The organism is Xanthomonas sp. 3307 (assembly GCF_014199735.1).
Classification (GTDB): Bacteria; Pseudomonadota; Gammaproteobacteria; order Xanthomonadales; family Xanthomonadaceae; genus Xanthomonas_A; species Xanthomonas_A rydalmerensis.
The window spans coordinates 596440-615479 of record NZ_JACHOG010000002.1; the positions used below are offsets into that span (position 1 = coordinate 596440).

Below are 19040 nucleotides of genomic sequence, written 5' to 3' on the forward strand. Positions count from 1 at the left end.
CCACCAGGAGAAGGGAGAAGCCAGAGCCCCTCTCCCACCGGGAGAGGGGTTTGGGTGAGGGTCCGGTGCGCGCAGCGCCGCACACATCGCGCAGACCGTGGCGTGCGTCCGCATCTCTGCGTTTTGGTGGCGCCCGCATGCGCTGCCGCGCGACAGGCGCAGAAAGTGGGGACGCACCCCAGGGCGGGCCGGGTCCCGATCCGCGATAATTGCCATCCCCTTCCCACGTCATGGTCGCCGCATGTCCGCCGAACGCATCCTCCATCCCCGCCTGCGCGAGCGCATCGTCAGCGCCGAGGCCGCGGCGGCGTTGATCCAGCCGGGCGAGACGGTGGCGATGAGCGGCTTCACCGGCTCCGGCTATCCCAAGGCGGTGCCGATGGCGCTGGCGCAGCGCATCGAGGCGGCGCACCTGCAGGGCCAGCCGTTCAAGATCCAGCTGATGACCGGCGCCTCCACCGCACCGGAACTGGACGGCGCGCTGGCCAAGGCCGACGGCATCGCCCTGCGCATGCCGTTCCAGTCCGACCCGGACGCGCGCCAGCGCATCAACGCCGGCAGCCTGGACTACATCGACATCCACCTCAGCCATGTCGCCCAGCACGTGTGGTTCGGCTTCTACGGGCAGATCGACACGGCGGTGGTGGAAGTGTCCGGCATCCGCGAAGACGGCAGCCTGATCCCGTCGACCTCGATCGGCAACAACAAGACCTGGCTGGACCTGGCGAAGAAGGTGATCGTCGAGGTCAACGACTGGCAGCCGGCCGGCATCGACGGCATGCACGACGTGTACTACGGCACCGCCTTGCCACCACACCGCAAACCGATCCCGTTGCTGCATGCCGACGATCGCATCGGCGAGCCGTCGCTGCGCTGCGACCCGGACAAGATCGTGGCGGTGGTGCGCACCCACGGCCCTGACCGCAACAGCCCCTTCACTCCGGCCGACGCCACCAGCCAGCGCATCGCCGAGCACCTGATCGCGTTCTTCCAGCACGAGGTCGGCAAGGGCCGGCTGCCGCCCAACCTGCTGCCGCTGCAGTCCGGCGTGGGCAACATCCCCAACGCCGTGCTGGCCGGGCTTGCCAGCAGCGGCTTCCGCGATCTCAGCGCGTTCACCGAAGTGATACAGGACGGCATGCTCGACCTGCTGCGCAGCGGCGTGCTCAAGGTCGCCTCGTGCACCGGCTTCGCGCTGAGCCCGGAGGCCAACGAGGAGTTCAAGCGCAACATCGATTTCTATCGCGAGCGCATCATCCTGCGCACGCAGGAGATCTCCAACCATCCGGAACTGGTGCGGCGGCTGGGCTGCATCGGCATGAACGGCATGATCGAGGCCGACCTGTACGGCAACGTCAATTCCACCCACGTGATGGGCAGCCGCATCATGAACGGCATCGGCGGCTCAGGCGACTTCGCCCGCAATGGTTTCCTGTCGATCTTCCTCAGCCCCAGCACCGCGAAGAACGGCAGCATCTCGTCGATCGTGCCGATGGTCAGCCACGTCGACCACACCGAGCACGACGTCTCCATCATCGTCACCGAGCATGGCCTGGCCGACCTGCGTGGCCTGCCGCCGCGGCAGCGCGCGCAGCAGTTGCTCACGCATTGCGTGGACCCGAGCTACCGCGCGCAGCTGCAGGACTACTTCGACCGCGCCCTGCACGCCAGCTACGGCAAGCACACCCCGCATCTTCTGCCTGAGGCGCTGTCCTGGCACCAGCGCTGGCTGGACACCGGCACGATGCACGCGGGCAACTGAGCGGGGCGCCGACAGTGGGTATGCTGCGCCGATGCTGACCACCCTGGCGGTTTCCTCCTATCGTTCCCTGCGCGAGCTGGTGCTGCCGCTGGCCGGGCTGACCCTGATCACCGGGGCCAACGGCAGCGGCAAGTCCAACGTCTATCGCGCGCTGCGCCTGCTCGCCGACACCGCCCAGGGCGGGGTGATCGCCGCGCTGGCCCGCGAAGGCGGTTTGCCGTCGGCGCTGTGGGCCGGCCCGGAGACGCTGAGCCGCGCGGTCCGGCGCGGCGAGCATCCGGTCGAGGGCACGGTGCGGCAGCAGGCCGTCGGGCTGAAACTGGGCTACGCCAGCGACGCGTTCGGCTATGCCATCGACCTGGGCCTGCCGACGCCCTCGGCCTCGGCCTTCGGGCTGGATCCGCAGATCAAGCGCGAATGCATCTGGGCCGGCCCCTGGCTACGCCAGTCCAACCTGCTGGTCGACCGCAACGGGCCGGCGGTGCGTCTGCGCACCCAGGACGATGGCTGGACCGATGCCGGTGCCGGCATCGCCAGTTTCGACAGCGTGCTGGCGCAGTTCTCCGATCCGCGCGCGGCGCCGGAGATGCACCAGGTGCGCGAGAACATCCGGCGCTGGCGCTTCTACGACCACTTCCGCACCGACGCGGCGGCACCGGCGCGCATGGCGCAGATCGGCACGCATACGCCGGTGCTGAGCAACGACGGCGCCGACCTCGCCGCGGCCCTGCAGACCATCCTGGAGATCGGCGATGCCGACGGCCTGCATGCGGCGGTGGACGATGCCTTTCCCGGCGCGCGGCTGACGATCGAGGTGCATGCCGGGCGCTTCGACCTGGCGATGCATCAGCATGGCCTGCTACGGCCGCTGTCGGCGGCGGAGCTGTCCGACGGCACCTTGCGCTATCTGCTGTGGATCGCCGCGCTGCTGAGTCCGCGTCCGCCGGAACTGCTGGTGCTCAACGAACCGGAAGCGAGCCTGCATCCGGACCTGTTGCCTGCGCTGGCGCGGCTGATCGGCAGCGCCGCGCGGCAGGCGCAGATCATCGTGGTCTCGCATGCCAGCCGGCTGATCGCGGCGCTGGAGCAGCAGCCCGATTGCCTGCACCACCTGCTGATCAAGGAGCACGGCCAGACCGACGTCGCCGGCCTGCGCGCGCTCGACCGCCCGGCGTGGCATTGGCCCAGCCGCTGAGGCGGGTCGTGCCTCGCGGGCGTGCCTGCTGCGGATAGCGGCATGCCTGGTGCGATTGTCGAGGCGTTCGAACGTATCGCGTCGGGACTGAAGTCCCTCCCACAGTGCAGCCATCCTCCATCCGGACATCTGCGCGAACGCCCCGCGCCCTTGTAGGAGCGGCTTCAGCCGCGAGAGGCGTTACCGGTAGAGCCGTCGCGGCTGAAGCCGCTCCTACACTGCTGCGGATTCGGCGGCCGGTTGCGGGCTGTCGGACGCCGGCGCGGACAGGAACGCCAGCTTGCGGCCACGCGGCAACTGCTTGAGGGCGTATTCGGCACGCGAGGCAGCGGCGCGGTCGGGATAGGCGCGGCTGGCCAGCAGCCGCACCGGCGGGTTGGCGCGGGTGTACTTGGCGCCGGTGCCGCGCAGATGCGCCTGGAAGCGTGCGTGCAGGTCGGGAGTGATGCCGGCGTAGTAGCTGCCGTTGCGGCATTCGAGCAGGTACAGGAACCAGGGCGTGTCGGCGGCCATGCGCCCATTATCGACGTGACGGCCGGATTCGCCAGCAACGGTGTCGCCGGTGCGCTTACGCAACCGCGGTCGCCTTACTGGCCAGACCATGTTGTCGCGCGCACCTGGCGAGTCTGAGAGGCGATCCCTGCTGCGTTCCCAAGCTCCATCACTACCCGACGAACGTATGTGCTGTCGTGCCGCTTCTCGCGCCCGCGCTGAACCAGCGACAACGGCCTTTAACGCGCTGCAAACACCTTGCCAGCAGCTGCCACACGGCGGCATACCGCAGCCACCGGATGGGCGGATAACGTCATCACCGGTACGCAGCCGTCGACACCGAAGCTCTCTCCCTTCGCATTCGGCGGCGCGGCCGGCCCCTCTTCGGGCGATTCCCGCCCTCCACGCACGCAGCCGGTCTGGCTGCGTGCGCTTCCCGCACCATCGTCCTCAGGCTGCCTGCGCCACCCGCGCCTGGCGCCGCGCGCGCACCGCCTGCGCCAGCCGCTCCAGCACCTGCACGGAATGGTCCCAGTCGATGCAGCCATCGGTGATGCTCTGCCCGTAGACCAGCGGCTGGCCCGCCACCAGATCCTGGCGGCCGCCGTGCAGGTGGCTCTCGATCATCGCGCCGACGATGCGGGTCTGCCCGGCCTCGAGCTGGCGTGCGATGTCCTCGATCACCTTGGGCTGGTTGTCCGGATTCTTGCCGCTGTTGGCGTGGCTGGCGTCGACCATCAGCCGCGCCGGCAGGCCCGCCTTCTCCAGCACCTGCGCCGCCGCAGCGACGCTGTCGGCATCGTAGTTGGGCTGGGTGCCGCCACGCAGGATCACGTGGCAGTCGGGGTTGCCGGCGGTCGCCGCCACTGCGGTCTGCCCGTCCTTGGTCACTGCCAGAAAATGGTGCGGATGCGAGGCCGCGCCGACCGCATCGACGGCGATCTTGACGTCGCCGCTGGTGCCGTTCTTGAACCCCACCGGGCACGACAGGCCCGAGGCCATCTCGCGGTGCACCTGGCTCTCGGTGGTGCGCGCGCCGATCGCGCCCCAGGCCACCAGGTCTGCGATGTACTGCGGCGAGATGATGTCGAGGAATTCCACACCGGCGGGCAGGCCGAGGCGGTTGATGTCGCGCAGCAGGCCGCGCGCCAGGCGCAGGCCCTTGTTGATGTCGAAGCTGCCGTCGAGGTTGGGGTCGTTGATCAGGCCCTTCCAGCCGACCGTGGTGCGCGGCTTCTCGAAGTACACGCGCATCACGATCTCCAGCGCATCGCCGTAGGTGTCGCGCAGCGGACGCAGGCGCTGCGCGTACTCCATCGCCGCGACCGGGTCGTGGATCGAGCACGGGCCGATCACCACTGCCAGGCGGTCGTCGCGGCCGTGCAGGATCTCGTGCAGCGCCGCGCGCGAGGCGGCGACGGTCTGCGAGGCCTCCTCGTCGCAGGGCAGCAGCGCCAGCAACTGGGAGGGCGGGGTCAGCGGTTCGATCTTGCGGATGCGCAGATCGTCGGTGTGGGGGGCCATGTGCATGTCTCGTCGGGGGGCTGTGGGGGGCCAGATCCGGCGGCATGAAAAAAGCCGCCAGGTTCGCTGGCGGCTTTCGGGATTGCGGCTGAAGTTGCCTTCAGGGTGAACGCGATCCTTCCTCCGCCAGCGGCATCGGAAAACCGTAGTACCAAAAATAAAAGCTGCGGCAGGAAGCGTTCATGGGACGTAGTGATAGCACAGGGTTTGCGGCAGCGCCACAGTTGCTGATGCAACGAACGTGGGATTGGGGAGTGGGGATTCGGGATTGGAAAAAGCGGGTCAACGCGGCGGGAAGGCTATGAGGTCGCCGTCATCGAATAGGAGCGGTTGATGCATGCGTTCTTGCGCGGCGCTGCGCGCTCCGGACCCTCACCCCAACCCCTCTCCCGGTGGGAGAGGGGCTAACGCGCTTCCCTTCTCCCACCGGGAGAAGGTGCCCCGCAGGGGCGGATGAGGGTGCGGCAGCAAGCGATCCATCTCCACAAGCGCACTCCTCTGGGTTCTTGCGTGGCGCTGCGCGCTCCGGATCCTCACCCCAACCCCTCTCCCGGTGGGAGAGGGGCTAACGCGCTTCCCTTCTCCCGCCGGGAGAAGGTGCCCCGCAGGGGCGGATGAGGGTGCGGCAGCAAGCGATCCATCTCCACAAGCGCACGCCTCTGGGTTCTTGCGCGGCGCTGCGCGCTCCGGACCCTCACCCCAACCCCTCTCCCGGTGGGAGAGGGGCTAACGCGCTTCCCTTCTCCCACCGGGAGAAGGTGCCCCGCAGGGGCGGATGAGGGTGCGGCAGCAAGCGATCCATCTCCACAAGCGCACGCCTCTGGGTTCTTGCGTGGCGCTGCGCGCTCCGGACCCTCACCCCAACCCCTCTCCCGACGGGAGAGGGGCTAGTAGCGCGCTTTCCTTGCCACATGTTGCGCATGTATCGGATCGGCTTCAACGCTGACCAAGCCCAATCCCGAATCCCCAATCCCCAATCCCCAATCCCGGCCTTTCAAAAATCCAACACATACTCCGCCGCCACCTCGCGGCCGATCGCGTCGTAGAGGGTGGTGTTGTAGAACTGGTAGCCGTAGTAGCGCTCCTTGTTGTCGTAGCCGACGGTGTCGAGCACGTTGTTGACGTACAGGTTGATCTTCATCTTCGGGGCGATGCGGTAGCCGGCGGTGAGGTTCCAGTACAGCGCCGGGCCGACGCGGCCGAAGTAGCGGCTGGTGCTCTCGCCGAAGTGGCGGTTGCCGCTGTCGGTGACGCGGCAGGCGTCGGAGGGGCTGGGCTGGTAGCCGTCGTCGAAGCGGGTGCAGGTGCCCCAGTTCACTGCCTGGGTGGAGCCGAAGCGCTTGACGTAGACGGTCAGGTCCAGCGGGCCGCCGTTCTCCCAGTGCACGCTGCCGCGCAGCTTGCTGCGGATCTTCTGGTCGCGCAGGTTCTTGTCGTCGTCGGTGCGGTAGGTCTGCTCGTGGTAGCCGATCAGGTTGTTGTAATCCAGGGCGAAACTGAAGTTGCCCCAGCGCGCGGTGTTCAGGCGGTACTTCAGCGAGGCGTCGACGCCGGACACGTGCATCTGCGCGATGTTGATCGGCCCTTGCTCGATGCCGGTGACACGGCCGGCGGCGTCGCGCGACACGCGCGAAAGGATGCGCGCGCAGTATTCGGCGCCGCCGGGATTGACCCACACGCCACCGGCGGTGGTCAGGCCGGTGCGGCAGCCGGCTTCGGCGCTGAGCACCTCGTCGCGGTTGAGGTCCTTGATCATGTCCTGCAGGCGGATCCGGTAGTAGTCCGCGGTCAGCGACAGGCCCTCGGCGATGTCCCAGACGAAACCGGCGGTGAGCGAGCGGCCGTGCTCCGATTCCAGGTCGGGGGTGCCGCGGCGGTTGACCTGCATCAGGTAGAACACGTCGCTGTTCTCGGCGCTGCAGCCACCGGTGAGGTAGTAGCCCTTCTGGATGCAGCGGTACTGGTCGATCACGGTCTGCTGGGTCGAACTGGGTTCGCCGAGCACGTAGTGCATGTCCGGGGCGCGGAAACTGGTGGCGACGCTGCCGCGCAGCAGCAGCGTGCTCAGCGGCCGCCATTCCAGGCCGGCGCTCCAGGTGGTGTCGCGCTGCGTGCCGATCGCCGCGCCGAGGTCGCTGCCGTAGGCGCGGTAGTCGCCGTAGCGGTCGTGGCGCGCGGCGAGGCTGGCATTGACCGAGGACAGCAGCGGCACATCGAACTCGACGCCGCCGGAGTAGCGCAGGCGCTCGCCGCCGCCGTAGTCGACCACGTCCAGCGGATAGCAGGTGTTGGCACAGGGATCGGGCGCCAACCGGTAGCCCTGCTTGGCCACTTCGCCGACCGCGGCGAACTTGATCGGCCCGGCCCAGCCCTGCAGCAGTTCGCCGGTGATGTTGGCGCTGGCCTGGTTGACCCAGGAATCGGCGCGGTTGTGCGCCTTCACCGCCAGGTCGTCGTACTGCGCGCCGGTCAGCGGCTGGTACCAGTGCGCTTCGTTCAGATCGTAGAGCGGGATGCCGCTGGCGGTGCTGCCCAGTTGCGGGCCGAGGAAGTAGGCGGTGGCCTTGCGCGTGTCCACGGTGCGCACGTACTCGTCGACGGTGTAGCGCGCACGGCCCACCGCCACTTCCCAGTCGAAGCGGTCGGCGAGGCGGCCCTTGAGGCCGGCGCTCAGGTCCCAGGACAGTTCCTTGGTGATGTTGGCCAGGTTCTTCCAGCCGCCGGATTCGAAGCGGGTCAGTTGCCGAATCGCGTACAGGTCGCGGTCGCTGCCGGTGTCGTGGAACGGGCCGAGGTAGACGTAGGGCGGGTCGTAGGTCCAGTAGCCCAGGCTCTTGGTCGTGGACAGCGTGCTCCAGGCCTGCACGCCGTTGTCGAAGTCGAAGGTGCCGTACAGATAGGCCGAGCCGCTGTCGCCGCCGCTGGCGGCCAGCCAGTCGGCGTAGTCGTGGGCCATGCCGCAGTAGCCGCCGAGGTTGCGCACGGTGTCGCTGTTGTAGTCGTAGCTCAGCCGCTGCGCATCGATGAACTGGCCGCCGAAGCGCGCGCAGGTGCCGGCGGGCGGCGCCAGGCGCGTGTTGTCGCCGGCATCGACCAGGCTCAGCCCGGTGGAAGGATTGAAGCCGTACTTGCGCGCCTGCGCGGTCCAGTTGCTGTAGGACTCGTCGTCCTGGTCGTCCATCTTCGGTCGCTCACCGACCGAGAGCGGGTCGCGCCGGGTCCACTGCAGCGCGTAGGTCAGGTTCCACTTGTCGCCGCTATGCCCGCCGACCCAGGACAGGTCGACCACGTCGCGTCCGCCGGCGGTGGCGGTGCCGCCGCGCAGGCGCACCTGGTTGCCTTCGTAGCCCTGCTTGAGGATCACGTTGATGACGCCGGCGACCGCATCCGAGCCGTAGATCGCCGAGGCGCCACCGGTGAGGATCTCGATGCGCTCCACCGCCGCGGAGGGGATGTTGGCGTAGTTGGCGAAGTTGCTTTCGCCGGCGTAGGGCTGCGGGTAGTCGGCGACGCGGTGGCCGTTGACCAGCAGCAGGGTGCGCCCGGGACCGAGGTCGCGCAGGCTCACCGGCGAGGCGTTGGGCGTGTGCGAGCCGTACTTGGTGTCGGCCTCGACGCTGCCCTGCTGGTTGAGCGTGCTGAGCACGTCGTAGACGGTGAGGAAACCTTCCTGCTGGATCTGCTGCGCGCTGATCGTCAGCACCGGTTCGGCGCCCTCCACGTCCGAGCGCTTGATCCGCGAGCCGGTGACCACGACCTGGCCCAGGTCGGTGGCGGCGGCCTTGGAAGAGGCGGTGTCGGTGGCCTCGCTTTGCGCGCGAGCATCAGGCGCGCCGTGCAGCGCCAGCACGATGCCGAACGCGAGGGTGGTGAATGGGCGAAGTGGCATGCAATGTCCCCGGCAGCGGATGGGAGCAGCGCCGTGCGCGCACGACGTGCGGTGTCCTCTTCGCTGCGCCGCGCCCACGGCCACGCCACGCATGCCGCAGGCACGCGCAGCCCTGCGCCGGCCGCGACGCACAGAAGAAGACGAACATGCGGGCGTGCAGATCCCCCTGGGCGCCCGTGCGTCCTAACCTGCATGCCGCCGAAAACCCTGTCAACACGCGGCCACCCCGCGCATGTAGACGATTGCGCGTTGTGCGCGATTCGCCGCGCAGCGCGTCGATTCTCGCCGCATCGCCATCGTAGGCGGTCACAGCAGCAGCACTGGCCGAGACGCCGGTGAGCGACGACGTGCTGCTCCCGCATCGCGATCGCGTGCCCCTCTCCCGACGGGAGAGGGGTTGGGGTGAGGGTCCGGCGCGCAGCGTCTCGCCGTGCCTGGGGTGCATGCCACGACGCTCGCATCTCGTCCCTCCCATCCGGCACTGTCGCCTGGCACGCTTGTGCCGCGCCTCGGTCGGTGAGATCGCACGAGCGCGGCTGCAGGCAGCTTCCAATGACGCACTTTTTGCTGCGGCTGGCGGACACGCCGCTGTCCTCGCAGGAGCGGCTTCAGCCGCGACGCGGCGTTACCGGTAATGCCCGTCGCGGCTGAAGCCGCTCCTACAACACTGCTTCCCGCCTTTGCCAAAGTGCTCTACAGACGCTCGCCAAGCAGGTTCTGCCGCGGCACGGCCAGCGGATGCACCGCGTCGTTGACCAAGGCGCACGAACGCGCGGACGCGCGCATCGGCATGCCGCCATGACGACCCACAAAAAAAGAGCCCCGCATCGCTGCGGGGCTCCTTTCGACTGCGTGGAACAGGTCGGCCGAAGCCGGCTGGATCAGAAATCCATGCCGCCCATGCCGCCCATGCCGCCACCCATGCCGCCCGGGGCGGCCGGCTCTTCCTTCTTCGGGGCCTCGGCCACCATCGCTTCGGTGGTGATCATCAGGCCGGCGATCGAAGCGGCGTTCTGCAGCGCCGAACGGGTCACCTTGGTCGGATCCAGGATGCCGAACTCGACCATGTCGCCGAACTCGCCGTTGGCGGCGTTGTAGCCGAAGTTGCCGGTGCCTTCCTTGACCTTGTTGAGGATCACGGACGGCTCTTCGCCGGCGTTGGTGACGATCTCGCGCAGCGGCGCTTCCATCGCGCGCAGCGCGATCTGGATGCCGTGGGTCTGATCTTCATTGGCGCCCTTCAACTCGCCGATCGCGGTCAGCGCGCGCACCAGGGCCACGCCGCCGCCCGGGACCACACCTTCTTCCACCGCCGCACGGGTCGCGTGCAGGGCGTCTTCGACGCGCGCCTTCTTTTCCTTCATCTCGATCTCGGTCGAGGCACCGACCTTGATCACCGCCACGCCGCCGGCCAGCTTGGCCACGCGCTCCTGCAGCTTCTCGCGGTCGTAGTCCGAGGAGGTCTCCTCGATCTGCGCCTTGATCTGCTTGATGCGCGACTCGATCGCCGTGGTGTCGCCGGCGCCGTCGATGATGGTGGTGTTCTCCTTGGAGACCTGCACCTTCTTGGCGCGGCCCAGGTCCTTGATGGTCGCCTTCTCCAGCGCCAGGCCCACTTCCTCGGAGATCACGGTGCCGCCGGTCAGCACGGCCATGTCTTCCAGCATCGCCTTGCGACGGTCGCCGAAGCCCGGGGCCTTGACCGCCACGACCTTGACGATGCCGCGGATGGTGTTGACCACCAGGGTCGCCAGCGCCTCGCCTTCCACTTCCTCGGCGACGATCAGCAGCGGCTTGCCGGCCTTGGCCACGCCTTCCAGCACCGGCAGCAGGTCACGCACGTTGGAGATCTTCTTGTCGTGCAGCAGGATGAACGGGTCGTCCAGGTCGGCCTGCTGGCTCTGCTGGTTGTTGATGAAGTACGGCGACAGGTAGCCGCGGTCGAACTGCATGCCCTCGACCACGTCCAGCTCGTTGTCCAGGCCCGAACCTTCCTCGACCGTGATCACGCCTTCCTTGCCGACCTTCTTCATCGCGTCGGCGATGATGTTGCCGATCGACTCGTCGGAGTTGGCGGAGATGGTGCCGACCTGGGCGATGGCCTTGTCGTCGGCGGTGGGCTTGCTGATCTTCTTCAGCTCGGCCACGGCAGCCACGACGGCCTTGTCGATGCCGCGCTTGAGGTCCATCGGGTTCATGCCGGCGGCGACCGCCTTGGACCCTTCGCGGATCAGCGCCTGCGCCAGCACGGTGGCGGTGGTGGTGCCGTCGCCAGCGTTGTCGGAGGTCTTGGACGCGACTTCCTTCACCATCTGCGCGCCCATGTTCTCGAACTTGTCGGCCAGTTCGATTTCCTTGGCGACGGAGACGCCGTCCTTGGTGATGGTCGGGGCGCCGAAGCTCTTCTCGAGCACGACGTTGCGGCCCTTCGGGCCCAGGGTGGCCTTGACGGCATTGGCGAGGATGTTGACGCCGCGCACCATGCGCGAACGAGCGTCTTCACCGAAACGGATATCTTTGGCAGCCATGTGTGTTGCTCCGGGATTCGTGATTGGGGATTAGGGATTCGCTAGAGCGGGGATTCGTGTCTGAGATCCTGGGTCGCGCGGCGCCGAGCGCCTTGCCAATCCCGAATCTCGACTCCCGAATCCCGCGATCGGGGGCTTCAGCCCACGATCGCCAGAACGTCGTCTTCGCGCAGCACCTTGTACTCGACGCCTTCGGCCTTGTAGCTGGAACCGGCGTACTGGCCGTAGATGACCTTGTCGCCGACCTTGAGCGCCGGGGCGCGCACGCTGCCGTTGTCCAGCGGCTTGCCGGCGCCGACGGCCACGACTTCGCCCTTGGTGGACTTTTCCTTGGCCGAATCCGGGATCACGATGCCGCCGGCGGAGATTTCGTCGGCTTCGATCGGCTTGACTACGACGCGGTCGTGAAGCGGCTTGATGCTCATTGAGTGAGACCTCTTAAGTGATTGATTGGTCTAGGAAAGGCCGGCGATATTAGCACTCGCCCATGACGACTGCTAGCAACGCTCGCGAAAAAACCCGGTAACGCCGGGATGCGCCTGATGTAGTGCCGTGGCAGGCCCTTTCAAGGGCTGGAGGCAAAAAATTTTTGCCGGCAACGTGCATTCGGTGCCAAGCAGTGACCGAAGCCCGTCACATTGTCACAGAGGCAGGCTAGGCTGGCCGCGGACCCAGGGGGGGATCCGTCACCAAAAGGAGTTGTCGATGAAGCCATCCGCCGTTGCGCTGCCGCTGGCCTGCCTGCTCGCCCTTGCCGGGCCGGCCCAGGCCGCCGTATTCATCAATGAATTGCATTACGACGATGCCACCGCCGCCGGCGACACCGGCGAGGGCGTGGAGATCGTCGCCACCGCCGGGGAGAGCCTGAGCGGCTACCGCGTCTACCTGTACAACGGCAGCAACCCCGGCTCGGCCACCGTCTACGCCAACAGCGCGGTGCCGGCCGGCAACCTGGTCAGCTGCGGCGGGCAGGTGCGCATCGCCACCGTCGGCTACGCCAGCAACGGCATCCAGAACGGGCCCAACGACGGCCTGGCGCTGGTCGACGGCAACGGCAAGGTGGTGCAGTTCCTCAGCTACGAAGGCAGCATCACCGGCGGCAGCGGCCCGGCCGCGGGCATGACCAGCCAGAACCTGCCGGTCAGCGAGAGCAACAGCACCCCGGCCGGCACCTCGCTGCAGCTGCGCGGCAACGGCAGCGCCGCAGCCGACTTCAGCTGGACCGACAGCGCCACCGGCACCTTCGGCGCCTGCAACAACGGCCAGACCTTCGCCGGCGGCGGCGGCAGCAACGCCGCGCCGACGGTGACCGCCACCACCCCGACCCAGGGCGCCACCGACTTCCCCGCCGCCGGCGACCTGGCGGTGACCTTCAGCGAAGCGGTGAGCCTGACCAGCGGCGCGTTCGGCCTGAGCTGCCAGCAGTCCGGCAGCGTGGCGCTGACCTACCCCGGCAGCGGCACCCAGTTCGCGCTGTCCACCAACACCGCGCTGAAGGCCGGCGAGAGCTGCACCCTGAGCATCGTCGCCGCACGCGTGAGCGATGCCGACGGCGCGCATCCGGCGCAGGACCGCAGCGTCGCGTTCAACGTCGCCAACGGTTCCGGCGGCGGTGGCAGCGGTGCCGGCACCTACTATTCGCGGGTCAACACCTCCAGCCCCAGCCAGTTGCGCTGCTCGCTGCACGAGACGATCAAGGGCCACACCGCCTATCCGTACAGCAGCAACTCCGGCACCGACACCTGGGCCATCCTGGAGATCGCCGACGAGGATCCGAACAACAGCCAGCGCGTGCTCGACGCCTACCGCAACCGCAGCTACGCCAAGGGCACCGACCGCGCCGGCAGCGGCAGCGGCCTGAAGTACAACCGAGAGCACAGCTGGCCGAACTCGCTGGGCTTCGGCACCTCCACCGGCGACAAGGGCCTGCCCTACGCGCCGTACACCGACACCCACATGCTGTACCTGACCGACGCCACCTGGAACGCCGACCGCGGCAACAAGCCCTACGCCAAGTGCGACAGCAACTGCGGCGAGCGCGCCACCGAGGCCAACGCCGGCTTCGGCGGCGGCAGCGGCCGCTACCCGGGCAATTCCAACTGGGTGCGCACCCCGGACGGCAACGGCGGCACCTTCGAGGTGTGGGACCACCGCAAGGGCGACATGGCGCGCGCGGTGATGTACATGGCGATCCGCTATGAAGGCGGGACCGATGCCAAGACCGGTCAGTCCGAGCCGGACCTGGAGCTGACCGACGACCGCAGCAAGATCGTCAAGACCTCGTCCTCGCCGGCCTACATGGGCCTGCTGTCGACCCTGATCGCGTGGAGCCAGCAGGATCCGCCGGACGATGCCGAGCGCGCCCGCAACGAGGTGATCTACAGCTTCCAGGGCAACCGCAATCCGTTCATCGACCACCCGGAGTGGGCGACCTCGTCGCTGTTCACCTCGGCCAAGCCGGCCAGCTGCCAGTTGCTCAACTGAGCCGTGTTGCCTCGCCCGCTGCGGCTGCAGCGGGCGGGGATGATCAGCCATTCGGCTGCTGAAAAGCCGGGGATTCGGGATTGGGGATTCGCGGCGGCCGGCCACGGCCGGGCGCCGCCAAAGGGGGGCCGGCATCCCTATACTGTCGGCCGCATGTCCGCGCCCGCCCTCCGCTTGCTGCTCAGCACCTGCCCCGATCCGGCCAGCGCCGCGCGGATCGCCCAGGCGCTGGTCGACGAACGCCTGGCCGCCTGCGTCAGCCGCCTGCCCGGCGTGCAGTCCACCTACCGCTGGCAAGGCGAGGTGGAGCAAGGCGAGGAAGTGCTGCTGCTGATCAAGACCGCCGCCGACCGGCTGCCCGCGTTGCGGCAGCGGCTGTGCGCGTTGCACCCCTACGAGGTCCCCGAACTGGTCGAACTCGAGGTCGCCGGCGGCCTGCCGGCCTACCTGCAATGGGTGCATGCCGAAACCCGTGAGGAACCGTAAGCCGATGACCCTGCTGCACCGCCTCGCCGCCCTGTGCCTGCTGGCCGTGGCCGCCTTCCCCGCCCTGGCGATCAGCGAAAAGGACTTGCTGCCGGTGGACCAGGCCTTCGCGCTCAGCGCGCAGGCGCCCGAGCGCGGCCGCATCGCGCTGCATTGGGACATCGCCAAGGGCTATTACCTGTACCGGCACCGCATCGCGGTCAAGGTGATCGGCGGCTTCAAGCCCAACCCGACCCTGCAGCTGCCGGCCGGCCACAAGAAGACCGACCCGTACTTCGGCGAGGTGGAGACCTACCGCGACGCGTTGAACGCGGTGCAGAGCGGCATCGCCGACCCCGGCACCGACCGCGTGCAGCTGGAGGTGCGCTACCAGGGCTGCGCCGATGCCGGCGTGTGCTACCCGCCGCAGAAACGCCTGCTCGAGGTGACCCTGCCGGCGGCCGCGGCCGCCGCCGCCACCGCCGCTGCCGATCCCACGCCGGCGCCGCCGGCCGCGATGGGCGGGCTGCCGGGCAATGGCCTGGGCGGCGCGAGCACTGGCGCCAAGCCGCTGTTCGGCGCCGGCGCCGGCGCGGTGCAGGGCCTGCCGCTGCCCTCGGACCAGGCCTTCCACTTCGAAGCCATCGTCGGCGATGGCAATACGCTGCTGCTGCGCTTCACCCCGGCACCCGGCTATTACCTGTATCGCGACCGCACCGCGCTGGCGCTGGAAGGCGCGCCCGGCATTCGTACCGGCATGCCGCGCTGGCCGCAGGGCAGCTCGCACCAGGACGAGCACTTCGGCAACGTGGTGGTGTACTTCGACCAGACCGAGGTCACCGTGCCGCTGCAGCGCCAGCGCGCCGACGCCACCGCCGCGACCCTGGTGGCGACCTTCCAGGGCTGCCAGACCGACGGCATCTGCTACCCGCCGATGACCCGGCGGGTGAAGCTGGCGCTGCCCAAGGGCAGCGTCACGCCCGCCGACCAGGCCGAGGTCAGCCCGCTGCTGGTGACGCCGCTGGACAGCCGCCAGGCCGATGCCAACGACGCGGCCGCCGCCACGGCCGCCAACGCCCTGCCGGCGACGCCGGACGCCTCGGCGCACAACGCCGCGCGCAGCGCCGCGCCGCCGCCGGCCACGCAGAACCTGCTGTGGATCCTGCTGCTGGCGCTCGGCGGCGGCCTGCTGCTGAACCTGCTGCCGTGCGTGCTGCCGATCCTGTCGCTGAAGGTGCTGGGCCTGGCGCAGAGCGGCGAGAGCCGCGGCCGTGCCCGCAGCCATGCGCTGTGGTACACGCTGGGCGTGCTCGTCTCCTTCGCCGTGGTCGGCGGCATCGCCGTGGCCGCGCGCCTGCTGTGGGGCTTCCAGCTGCAGCGCCCGGGCTTCGTCGCGGTGCTGGTGTACCTGATGTTCGTGGTCGGGCTGAGCCTGTCGGGCGTGTTCACCCTCAGCGCCAACCTCGGCGGCGTCGGCCAGTCGCTGTCCACGCGCAGCGGCCCGGTCGGCGACTTCTTCACCGGCGTGCTGGCCTGCGTGGTCTCCAGCGCCTGCATCGGCCCGTTCATGGGCCCGGCCCTGGGCTATGCGCTGACCGCGCCGCCGGCGATGGCGATGCTGGTGTTCCTGACCCTGGGCCTGGGCCTGGCGCTGCCGTTCCTGCTGATCGGCTTCGTGCCGTCGCTGGCCAGGCGCCTGCCCAGGCCCGGCGCCTGGATGGAGACGCTCAAGCAGGTGCTTGCGTTCCCGATGTACCTGAGCGCGATCTGGCTGCTGTGGGTGCTGGGCAAGCAGCGCGGCGTGGACGCGGTGGCGCTGCTGCTGGTCGGCGCCACCCTGCTGGCGCTGGGCCTGTGGTGGTTCGAGCGCGCGCGCTGGCGCGACCACAAGACCGGCATGCGCCTGGCCGCCGTGCTGCTGCTGGCCGCGCTGGTACCGGCGTGGAGCGTCACCCGGCTGCCGCCGCCCGGCGCCAGCGTCGAGCGCAACACCGTGGCCTATTCGCCGCAGATGCTCGACCGCCTGCGCACCGACAACCGCGTGGTGTTCGTCAACATGACCGCCGACTGGTGCGTCACCTGCAAGGCCAACGAGCGCAACGTGTTCGACAGCGACGCCTTCCGCGACACCATCAAGCGGGTGGACGCGGTGTACATGAAGGGCGACTGGACCAACGAGGATCCGCGCATCAGCGCCTTCCTCGCCGAGCACAAGGCGGTGGGCGTGCCGCTGTACGTGGTCTACGGACCCGGCGCGCCGCCGACCGTGTTGCCGCCGGTGCTGAGCCAGGCGGTGGTCGAGGACGCCCTGCTGCGCGCGGCGCGATGACACCCGGCACCGCGCGCCTGCTGGCGGTCGCCGCGGTGGCGGCGGTGCTCGGCGTGGCGGCGGCGCACTGGTGGGAACGGCGGACGCCGGCTGTGGCCTCGGTCTCGGTGTCCTCCGCCACGGCCAGCGGCCATGCTGCGGCGGCCCCGGTTGCTGCGGCGCGCCCGGGCGACCCCGCCCCGGCGCTGCGCCTGCCCACGCTCGACGGTGGCCAGCTGACCCTGGCGCAGTTCCGCGGCCGGCCGCTGCTGGTCAACGTATGGGCGAGCTGGTGCGAGCCATGCGTGCGCGAAATGCCGGAACTGGACCGGCTGGCCCGCGCGCAGCCGGCCGACGGCCTGCAGGTGCTCGGCATCGCCCTGGACCGCGCCGAGGACGTGCGCGACTTCCTGCAGCGGGTGCCGATCGGCTACCCGATCGCCCTGGAGACCCCGGGCCCGGCCGACGCCAGCGTGCGCCTGGGCGACACCCAGGGCCTGCTGCCGTACAGCGTGCTGATCGACGCCGACGGCCGCATCGTCAAGCAGAAGCTCGGCCCGTTCGCGCCGGGCGAAGTCGAGGGCTGGGCGGGCGGCGCTCATCCCTCGCGCTAACCGACGGACCCCGCCGCCGATGCGCGGTCTTGTGGGAACGACTTCAGCATCGCCGATCACGCCTCGTCACGGCCAGGCGTTCCTACACGCGCCTTTCAGAAGGATGCGGAGGCTGCCCTGCAGTCGCGACGCGATGACAGGTCACGCCCGTCGCGATCGAAGTCGCTCCCCCAGAGGCTTGCGGCGAACCCGCCGAGTGCGCTGTGGGAGGGACTTCCGTCCCGACGCATGGCGCCATCGGAAAGCACCCCACTTCACGCGTCGCGGCTGCATGGCAGTCGACGCCCACACCACCTCCACGCCGCACTGGATCAGCCTGCTACAACGCCTGCCGCTGCCGCGCATCGCTAGCACCCTCATCGTCAGTCCGTGCCTGCGCCAGCGCCGCCAGCTCCTCGGCCAGGCGCTGCGCGGCGGTACGCAGTTCCGGCACCGCGGTGATCTCCCACAGGCCGCCGCGCAGCAGCGGGCCCAGGCAGTACAGGCCGGCGACCGGCTGGCCGCCGGCGTCGCGCACCCGCAGCCGCGGATCGACCGCCAACCCCAGGCCCAACGGATCGGCCTGCAGCAGGCCGGCCTCGCGCATGGCCGCGACCAGCGGATGGCTGGTGCGGGCGACGTCGGTATCCAGCCCGGTGGCGCGGATCAGCACGTCGAACTGCTCGGTGCGCGCGCCGCGGTCGGCGCGGTCGCGGATCACCGCCTCCACGGCATCGTCGCCCAGGCGCGCACGCAGCAGACGGCCGGCGCGGATCCGCAACTGTCCCTGCTGCTGCATCTGCGCCAACGCGGTGGCCGCAGCCGGCGCCAGACGGTGCCGTGCCACTTCCCAGTACGGCCGCAGATGCCGCAGGAAACGGGCGCGCGCCGCCGGCGCCAGGCCGCTCCAGAACGGCTGCAGGTGCGGACGCAGCGCATCCACCACGCAGCGCCAGTCCTCCACCACCGTGGTCAGCTGGCGCAGGCTGCGCACCAGGCCGCGCAGGTCGTGGCTGCGTAGCGCCTGCACGACGCTGGGCGGCAGGCTCACCGGTGCGCCCGGCTGCGGCAGATGCGCCTGCGGCGCCAGGCCGCGCCGCGACAAGGCGGTGATCGCGCCGCGGTGGCCGCGCCGGCGCAGGGTCAAGGCCACGTCGGCCATGGTCAGGCCGGTGCCGACCAGCAACAGCCGCGCCTGCGGCGGCACCGTGTCGAGCACGCCGTCCTGCCACGGCCAGCCGATGTAGCGCCGGTGCACCGCCAGGCGCGGGCCGATGCCCGGCAACGCCGCCGGCGGCAGCGCGCCGATCGCCAGCACCACCACGTCGCTTGCGAAGTCCTCGCCGTTGGCCAGGAACACGCGGAAGCCCTGCGGATCGCGCTCCAGCGCCACTGCCTCCTGCGCCAGCGGCACCACCTCGGTCGCCGACTCCGCCAGCGCGGCGGCCAAGTGCTGCTCCAGGTACTGGCCGTACTGCAGCCGCGGCAGGAACGCCATGCCCTGCGCGGCGTCCAGGTGCAGCGCCGCGGCGAACCCGCCCGGATCCTGCGGATCCACGCCCAGGTCCTTGGCGCGCACGTTCAACAGGTGCTCCGGCCGCGCCGCGCCATAGGCGACGCCGCGGCCGAAGGTGTCGGCCATGCCGACCAGGGTGACGTGGCTGGCGGTGCCCTGCCTGGCCAGCGCCGCGGCCAGCGCGTTGCCGCAGAATCCTGCGCCGATGATCGCAATTCGCATGGCTGGCACCTTGGCCGCTCGGGGCATCCTTTGTGCCCCGGATGCGACGTGCGGGTGTAAAT

General features: G+C 69.5%; 12 protein-coding genes. 6 read left to right on the forward strand and 6 right to left on the reverse strand.

All coding sequences use genetic code 11. From position 1 onward, the window contains the following. Positions 1–241 precede the first annotated feature (241 nt). Together GGR64_RS07485 and GGR64_RS07490 are read left to right on the forward strand one after the other, a co-directional pair. Positions 242–1762 carry an acetyl-CoA hydrolase/transferase family protein gene (locus GGR64_RS07485; RefSeq protein WP_184644905.1) on the forward strand — a complete coding sequence of 507 codons (1521 nt, stop codon included), beginning with the start codon at positions 242–244 and terminating at the stop codon, positions 1760–1762. A gap of 31 nt (positions 1763–1793) precedes the next feature. Further along, a complete protein-coding gene (locus GGR64_RS07490; protein ID WP_184644907.1) occupies positions 1794–2957 on the forward strand; it encodes an AAA family ATPase in 1164 nt (387 codons plus the stop codon). A gap of 213 nt (positions 2958–3170) precedes the next feature. On the opposite strand, the gene GGR64_RS07495 is transcribed toward GGR64_RS07490, so the two are convergent. From GGR64_RS07495 to GGR64_RS07515, 5 genes are all read right to left on the reverse strand, one after another. Continuing rightward, on the reverse strand, positions 3171–3470 hold the full coding sequence (locus GGR64_RS07495) for a GIY-YIG nuclease family protein (RefSeq protein WP_184644909.1): 300 nt from the start codon (positions 3468–3470) through the stop codon (positions 3171–3173). Positions 3471–3899: 429 nt separating this feature from the next. Then, positions 3900–4973 carry a 3-deoxy-7-phosphoheptulonate synthase gene (locus GGR64_RS07500; RefSeq protein WP_160966527.1) on the reverse strand — a complete coding sequence of 358 codons (1074 nt, stop codon included), beginning with the start codon at positions 4971–4973 and terminating at the stop codon, positions 3900–3902. A 994-nt stretch (positions 4974–5967) separates the two neighbouring features. Beyond that, a complete protein-coding gene (locus GGR64_RS07505; RefSeq protein ID WP_260302946.1) occupies positions 5968–8862 on the reverse strand; it encodes a TonB-dependent receptor in 2895 nt (964 codons plus the stop codon). An 881-nt stretch (positions 8863–9743) separates the two neighbouring features. Then, a complete protein-coding gene (gene groL / locus GGR64_RS07510; protein ID WP_160966525.1) occupies positions 9744–11390 on the reverse strand; it encodes a chaperonin GroEL in 1647 nt (548 codons plus the stop codon). Between the two features lie 137 nt (positions 11391–11527). Continuing rightward, positions 11528–11815, reverse strand: a complete 288-nt coding sequence (locus tag GGR64_RS07515) for a co-chaperone GroES (RefSeq protein WP_010340979.1) — start codon at positions 11813–11815, stop codon at positions 11528–11530. A gap of 280 nt (positions 11816–12095) precedes the next feature. Between GGR64_RS07515 and GGR64_RS07520 the strand changes: the two genes are divergently transcribed. The 4 genes from GGR64_RS07520 to GGR64_RS07535 all read left to right on the forward strand — a co-directional run bounded on the left by GGR64_RS07520 (position 12096) and on the right by GGR64_RS07535 (position 17261). Then, positions 12096–13874 carry an endonuclease gene (locus GGR64_RS07520; RefSeq protein ID WP_184644912.1) on the forward strand — a complete coding sequence of 593 codons (1779 nt, stop codon included), beginning with the start codon at positions 12096–12098 and terminating at the stop codon, positions 13872–13874. A 153-nt stretch (positions 13875–14027) separates the two neighbouring features. Further along, complete coding sequence (gene cutA, locus GGR64_RS07525) at positions 14028–14360, forward strand: divalent-cation tolerance protein CutA (protein ID WP_160966521.1); 333 nt, start codon at positions 14028–14030, stop codon at positions 14358–14360. A 4-nt stretch (positions 14361–14364) separates the two neighbouring features. After that, positions 14365–16668, forward strand: coding sequence for a protein-disulfide reductase DsbD (locus GGR64_RS07530; protein ID WP_184644914.1), 2304 nt, complete (start codon positions 14365–14367; stop codon positions 16666–16668). Then, positions 16665–17261, forward strand: a complete 597-nt coding sequence (locus tag GGR64_RS07535; RefSeq protein WP_184644916.1) for a TlpA disulfide reductase family protein — start codon at positions 16665–16667, stop codon at positions 17259–17261. Before GGR64_RS07530 ends, GGR64_RS07535 begins: the two co-directional genes overlap by 4 nt. Before the next feature lie 319 nt (positions 17262–17580). Here GGR64_RS07535 and GGR64_RS07540 read toward each other — a convergent pair whose 3' ends face one another. Beyond that, complete coding sequence (locus GGR64_RS07540) at positions 17581–18978, reverse strand: FAD/NAD(P)-binding protein (protein WP_184644918.1); 1398 nt, start codon at positions 18976–18978, stop codon at positions 17581–17583. Positions 18979–19040: the final 62 nt, after the last annotated feature.

Coding starts and splice junctions, on each gene's coding strand:
- GGR64_RS07485 (WP_184644905.1), top strand. CDS start 242: ATGTCCGCCGAACGCATCCTCCATCCCCGCCTGCGCGAGCGCATCGTC.
- GGR64_RS07490 (WP_184644907.1), top strand. CDS start 1,794: ATGCTGACCACCCTGGCGGTTTCCTCCTATCGTTCCCTGCGCGAGCTG.
- GGR64_RS07495 (WP_184644909.1), bottom strand. CDS start 3,470: ATGGCCGCCGACACGCCCTGGTTCCTGTACCTGCTCGAATGCCGCAAC.
- GGR64_RS07500 (WP_160966527.1), bottom strand. CDS start 4,973: ATGGCCCCCCACACCGACGATCTGCGCATCCGCAAGATCGAACCGCTG.
- GGR64_RS07505 (WP_260302946.1), bottom strand. CDS start 8,862: ATGCCACTTCGCCCATTCACCACCCTCGCGTTCGGCATCGTGCTGGCG.
- groL (WP_160966525.1), bottom strand. CDS start 11,390: ATGGCTGCCAAAGATATCCGTTTCGGTGAAGACGCTCGTTCGCGCATG.
- GGR64_RS07515 (WP_010340979.1), bottom strand. CDS start 11,815: ATGAGCATCAAGCCGCTTCACGACCGCGTCGTAGTCAAGCCGATCGAA.
- GGR64_RS07520 (WP_184644912.1), top strand. CDS start 12,096: ATGAAGCCATCCGCCGTTGCGCTGCCGCTGGCCTGCCTGCTCGCCCTT.
- cutA (WP_160966521.1), top strand. CDS start 14,028: ATGTCCGCGCCCGCCCTCCGCTTGCTGCTCAGCACCTGCCCCGATCCG.
- GGR64_RS07530 (WP_184644914.1), top strand. CDS start 14,365: ATGACCCTGCTGCACCGCCTCGCCGCCCTGTGCCTGCTGGCCGTGGCC.
- GGR64_RS07535 (WP_184644916.1), top strand. CDS start 16,665: ATGACACCCGGCACCGCGCGCCTGCTGGCGGTCGCCGCGGTGGCGGCG.
- GGR64_RS07540 (WP_184644918.1), bottom strand. CDS start 18,978: ATGCGAATTGCGATCATCGGCGCAGGATTCTGCGGCAACGCGCTGGCC.